Raw genomic sequence first — 6,133 nt, forward strand, 5'->3', positions numbered from 1 at the left:
AGACCTTCCCTTATTGAGATAGGACGGCCGTTTATTATTCAGCTGTGGTCACTGGCCGTTTCCTATCATTGCTGCCGAAAACTAACCGGAGCATGAGTAACTCATTACGATTCTGAAAGGTTGCCCGGCCTATGCCGGGCAACGCAACAACTCAGCTTTCGTCCAACCCCCATATCCAGTGGGCATCGATCAACAGCGACAGATGGGTGCGCAGCGTATCCGCGTGGGCCTGCAGGGCGCTGGTAGACGATGCGACGGCTTGCCGGCGAGCCAGCAACAACGACTGCAGATCCACCTCGCCCAGTTCGTAGGCACGCTGCATCTGTGCTTCGTTCTGGGTCATGGCAGCGGCGCCATCCTTCGCGATCAGGTAGCTCTCGTAAGCACCTGAAGCCAGTTCGACGTCACGGGCAATCCCGGCTTCCAGCTCGCGTTTGGCCAGGTCGACATCCTCGCGAGCCGCATTCTCCTGGGCCAGCGCCTGGCTGTAGCGAGCACTGCGCGACCCGCTGGGGATCGGCATGCTGAAGCTGACACCGTAGATGCGCTCACGGTTGCCCTGCTCGGAGGCGGTGAATACCCCCAACGTAGGATCCGGCACCCTGTCAGCCTTCGCCCGGGCCGATTGCCCCTGATTTCTCAGCAGAGAGGCTTCGACCCGACGCAGCACATCGCTTTCGGCCAGGATCCGCTCGCGCCAGGTGTCGTACTGACCGAGTTCGGCCGAAGGAATGGGCAGATCAACCACTTTGCGCTCGATGCCAGGGAAGCGCCGCGACAGTGTTGCCCAGCTCGCAGCGGCTTTTATCTTGGCTTCGTTGCCTTGTCGCAGTTGCTCGGCCACTTCCGCCTTGACCAGGCTTACATCCAGCTTAGAGGCGTCACCCGCACGGTTGCGTTTTTCCGCCGCCGCCAGGCTTTCCTTGGCTGAGGCCAGGCCTTTATTGGCGATGGTGAGCGCGTGCTCCGACACCAGCCAATCCAGCCACAGGGTCATCAGTTCCCGCGCGGCTTCATGACGGACTTCGCCATAGGTGGCATCTGCCAATCGCAGCGTTGCCGAACTGATGTCCTGGTCGGCACTGGCCTTGCCAGGCAGGCGCACCGTGCGCTCGATACCCACGTTCCATTCGTTGTAGTTGGGGCCAGCGTCGGTACGCCGTTGCTGGCCGATTGCCGTGGCCGTCCATTCATAAGGCGAACGCCGGATGATGCCAGCCTCCAGCATGGCGGCATCCATGCTGGAGCGTGCCGAGGCCACGCGGGGATCGGCGTTGAGCAGCGACACCACCAGCGGCTTGGGCAGAATGTTTGCCGGAGCGGCAGGTTGCGCCACGGCCGTGCCACACACACTGATCAGCAGAGCCAGGGGAACAAGGCGCTTCATCACACGAACTCCCCAAAGTTACTGACCTGGACCGTCCAATAGCGCAGCCCGGTATTTGGAAACTCCTCCTTGAGGGATTGCAGCACCTCCGTGAGTTGCTGCCGTTCCACCACGAGTTGGATCTGCACAGCCTTGGCCCGCCCCATGACACGCTCCATCGGATTGAGTGCCGCGGTGGACAGCCCGTGCGCCGCAACCGGTGTGCTGGTGAAGATCTGGTTCCCCGTCACGACCAGGAGGTGGTCGATGAGCTTCTCCTCCAAGCTTGGGGTGCAGAGCAGCGTCAACCAGGTATCAGGCATCTTTGGCCTCCTTTTTCGCGTGGGCGAATCGCAGATAGAGAATCGGGAGCAACATGAGGGTGAGCGCGGTGACGGTGATCAAACCGCCGATCACCACGATGGCCAACGGCCGCTGGATCTCGGAGCCGGGCCCGGTAGCGAACAACAGTGGGACCAGACCGAAGGCGGTGATCGAGGCGGTCATCAGTACCGGGCGTAACCGGCGACGGGCACCCTGGAGCACCACTTCCCGCAGTGGCAGGCCTTCGCCATGCAACTGGTTGAAGTAACTGACCAGCACGATGCCGTTGAGCACCGCGATACCCAACAAAGCGATGAACCCCACCGACGCTGGCACCGAGAGGTACTCGCCAGTGACCCACAGCGCGACGATGCCGCCCACCAGGGCGAAGGGGATGTTGCTGAGGATAAGCAACGCCTGGCGCACGGAGCCGAAGGTCGAGAACAGCAGGACGAAGATCAGACCAAGCGCCACGGGAACGACGATGGACAGCCGGGCAGCCGCACGCTGCTGGTTCTCGAACTGGCCGCCCCAGCTGATGCGATAGCCGTTGGGCAGTTCCACCTGCTGAGCCACCAGCGCCTTGGCCTCCTCGACGAAGCCGACCAGGTCACGACCGCTGACGTTGGCGATCACCACGCTGTAGCGGCTGCCCATTTCCCGGTCGATCTTCACCGGGCCATCGGCACGCTCCAGTCTCGCCACGCTGCTCAGCGGAATGGTCTGGCCATCCGGCGTGGTGATCCGCACCGCGTTGAAGTCCGCCGGCGACGTGCGCACCGACTCGTCCGAGCGAATGAGGATCGGCGTGCGCTGGTTGCCTTCGATCACCAGGCCGGCCTGCTGGCCTTCGATCTGCACGCGCAGTGCATCCTGGATGGCCTCGACGCTCAGGCCGAAACGGCCAGCCTGCAGCCGGTCGATCTCCACGCGCAGATACTGCACCACCGTCGTTCTGCACGGTGTAGACGTCCTGGTTGCCCTGCACAGTCTTGAGCAGCGACTCGATCTTGCCGCCCAGTTGGCTCAGGGTGCCCAGGTCAGGGCCATAGATCTTCACGGCGAGGTCGCCGCGCACACCGATGATCATCTCGGAGACGCGCATCTCGATGGGCTGGGTAAAGCTGTAGCCGATACCCGGCATTGGATCGAGCACCTTGCGGACCTCGTCCATCAGCTCTTCCTTGGTGTCCATCCGCCATTCGCTCATGGGCTTGAGCAGCAGGTAGGTATCGGTCTGGTTCAGGCCCATGGGATCAAGACCGATCTCGTCGGAACCGGCCCGCGCCACGATGCCCCGGATCTCCGGGACCGCTGCCATCAGCGCGGTCTGGATCTTCTTGTCCAGCTCGGCCGTCTGTTCGAGGCTGACCGATGGCAGTTTCTCGATACCCACGATCAGGTCGCCTTCATCCATGGTCGGCATGAAGGTCTTGCCCACCTGGGTGTAGACCAGGCCAGCGACGACCAACATGGCGCCAGCGATGATCGCGATCAGTTTCTGCCGGCCAAGCCCCCACTCCAGCACCGGGCCATAGATGCCCAGCAGCTTGCGGGCAAGCCAGGGGTCTTCGTGCTTGACCTCGCGCAGCAGGTAGGAGGACAGCACGGGGATCACGGTCAGCGACAGCAGCAACGATCCCGCCAGAGCGAAGACGATGGTCAGCGCCACCGGGACGAAGAACTTGCCTTCGAGGTCCTGCAGGGTGAGCAGCGGCAGGAACACCGTGATGATGATCAGGATGCCGGACGTCACCGGTACCGCGACCTCGCGCACCGCCCGGTAGATGATGTGCAGACGCGGCAGCTTGCCACCGGAAGGATCGGTGGCCAGACGCTGGACGATGTTCTCGACCACCACCACCGCGGCATCCACCAACATGCCGATGGCAATGGCCAGCCCTCCCAGACTCATCAGGTTGGCGGACATGCCGACGAAGCGCATCAGGATGAAGGTGATCAACGCCGCCAGCGGAAGTACCAGGGCAACCGTCAGCGCTGCGCGAACGTTGCCGAGGAACAGGGCCAGCAACACGATGACCAACACGGTGGCCTCGATCAGCGCCTTGGACACAGCCCCTACCGCTTTATCGACCAGCGACGAGCGATCGTAGAAGCTGGTGATGGTGATGCCTTTCGGTAGTGTGGCCTCCAGTTCCTTGAGCTTCAGTTGCACACCGGCGACCACTTGGCGGGCGTTGGCGCCAGCCAGGCCGAGCACCAGGCCTTGCACAGCCTCGCCCTTGCCATCCTGGGTCACCACGCCGTAGCGGGTCAGGGTGCCAAGGCGAACCTCGGCCAGGTCGCCAACCCGCACCGGGCTGGAGCTGTTGGAATTGACCACAACGGCCCGCAGGTCATCCAGGGTGCGGATGCTGCCCTCGCTGCGTACCAGCAGGACTTCGTCACCTTCACCCAGTCGGCCGGCACCGTCGTTACGGTTGTTGGTGTTGACCGCGTTGGTCAGCTGCTCAAGGCTCACGCCGCTGGCAGCCATGCGGATGGGATCTGGCAGTACCTCGAAGGTCCTGACCTGGCCACCGAGGGAGTTCACATCCGCCACGCCAGGTACGGTACGCAGCGCCGGCCGGATCACCCAGTCGAGCAGGCTGCGACGTTCGACCAGAGACAAGGTTGTACCGTCCACCGTGAACATAAACATCTCGCCCAGCGGTGTGGTGATCGGCGCCATGCCGCCACTGATGCCGTCCGGCAGGCTGTCGCTCAGGTTGCCGAGACGCTCGGAAACCTGTTGCCGCGCCCAGTAGATGTCAGTGCCATCCTGAAAATCGATGGTGACATCGACCAGGCCGTACTTGGTGACCGAGCGCAGGATCTTGGTCTTGGGAATACCGAGCATTTCCACTTCGATCGGCACGGCAATCCGGCTTTCAACTTCTTCCGGGGTCATCCCCGGTGCCTTCATGATCACCTTGACCTGGGTGCTGGCCACATCAGGGAAGGCATCGATGGGCAGCCCACGGTAGGCATACCAGCCCGCGCCGGTCAGCAACAGCGTCGCCAGCACCATGAACAGGCGCTGGGACAAAGAGAATTGGATAAGACGGCTCAGCATCACTCACCGTCCTCTTCAAGCCAGGCGCCTTTCAGCGCAATCACGCCGGCGACGGCAACCTGGTCCTGTTCGCTGATGTTGCCCTGGACACGGACCAGTTGCCCCGCGCTGGCTTCGACCTTGACCGGGCGGGCTTCAAAACCGTCGGGCGTGCGGACGAACACCACGGAGTCGGTCTTGTTGCGAGCGACGGCAGACAGAGGGATGTCCCAGGATTTGCCAGCGGCCTGAACCGGGATCTCCACGGTGACGAGCTCGCCGGGACGCAGGGCGCCGTTGGCATTTTCGATTTCGGCGCGCAGCACCACGAACTGGCTGGTAGCCGAGAGGGTCGGGCTCAGGTTGATGACACGCCCATTAATGCCCTTGTCGACCACCGTTACGCCCGCGCCCGGCTGAATGCCAATACTGGCCGCGGCCGGAATCTGCACGTCCAGCCACAGCGCATCGACCTGGGTGATGTTCAGCAGCGACGTGGCACCGTCGACCCGCTGGCCGGGCCGGACCGAGATGTTGCTGACAATGCCGTCCTGAACGGCGCTGAGGGTGATCCTGTCGGAAGGAATCCCGGAGCGGATGACCTGCTCGATCATGGCCGGGGTCATTCCCGCCAGGGCCAGTTCGGCCTTGGTCTGCACCAGAGTCGCTTCCGCTTCCTTCAGCGTTGCCTGGGCTTCCTGCGCCCGACGCTGCGGAATGATGCCCTCATCGAACAGCTTCTGTTCCCGGGTGTAGGCCTGCCGGGCCAGCGTGGCGCGGGCAGATGCCTGCAACAGCTGGAGCTGGAGCTGGCTCATCGCCGGACTGGACAGGCGCACGACCGGCTCGCCTTTGCGAACGGCCTGGTACTCGCCCACCAGCAGTTGCACCACCACACCTTCAAGTGGGGAACTGACGATCTGCTCCGCTTTCGGAGGCACGACAACCTGGCCGGGATATCGCGTGCTGACCGTCTGTTTCATGCTTTGCACAGCAGACGTCTTGATACCCAGCGCTTGAATCTGTTCATTGGCGACAGAGAACTTCTCAGCACTCATGGCAGGCCCTGAAATAATAAAAGCGATGGCGAAAGAGAGCCCCTTTACACTGCGCAGATAATGTTCGTTATTCATCGAAAGTTCCCCGTGAAGCGCCATGACATGGGCATGCTTTAGACCTGTCTTTGAGGATTTTTAAATCGCAAGGCGAGCGCGGTCGCAGGACACACATGAGTAACCCACTCGTCTGCTGCACCCTTTGCATGGAAGGAGATTGTCGTAGACTCCTCTACAGGTTCGATTCTAGAGGGGGGTGACTATCAGGAACGTTACCGCTGAATTACAAATTTGAAGGATTCCACCTCCCTCCTGATTTTCGTTTTAAGATTG

Annotated in this window: 4 protein-coding genes and 1 pseudogene; all 5 read right to left on the bottom strand. The window is 62.1% G+C overall.

Features of this window, described 5'->3' with window-relative positions:
* Window positions 1–151: 151 nt before the first annotated feature.
* Complete coding sequence (locus tag LO50_RS08355) at window positions 152–1,387, bottom strand: TolC family protein (RefSeq protein WP_003089075.1); 1,236 nt, start codon at window positions 1,385–1,387, stop codon at window positions 152–154.
* On the bottom strand, window positions 1,387–1,689 hold the full coding sequence (locus LO50_RS08360) for a DUF3240 family protein (RefSeq protein WP_003288512.1): 303 nt from the start codon (window positions 1,687–1,689) through the stop codon (window positions 1,387–1,389). Before LO50_RS08360 ends, LO50_RS08355 begins: the two co-directional genes overlap by 1 nt.
* Window positions 1,682–2,638: an efflux RND transporter permease subunit gene (locus tag LO50_RS25570; protein ID WP_336434162.1), complete on the bottom strand. Its 957-nt coding sequence runs from the start codon at window positions 2,636–2,638 to the stop codon at window positions 1,682–1,684. The genes LO50_RS08360 and LO50_RS25570 overlap by 8 nt, the downstream gene beginning before the upstream one ends.
* A gap of 52 nt (window positions 2,639–2,690) precedes the next feature.
* A pseudogene (locus LO50_RS08365) lies at window positions 2,691–4,766 on the bottom strand (efflux RND transporter permease subunit); the annotation flags it as partial.
* Window positions 4,766–5,803: an efflux RND transporter periplasmic adaptor subunit gene (locus LO50_RS08370; protein ID WP_023103722.1), complete on the bottom strand. Its 1,038-nt coding sequence runs from the start codon at window positions 5,801–5,803 to the stop codon at window positions 4,766–4,768. The pseudogene LO50_RS08365 and the gene LO50_RS08370, both read right to left, overlap by 1 nt.
* Window positions 5,804–6,133 lie beyond the last annotated feature (330 nt).

Source organism: Stutzerimonas stutzeri (assembly GCF_000935215.1).
Taxonomy (GTDB): domain Bacteria; phylum Pseudomonadota; class Gammaproteobacteria; order Pseudomonadales; family Pseudomonadaceae; genus Stutzerimonas.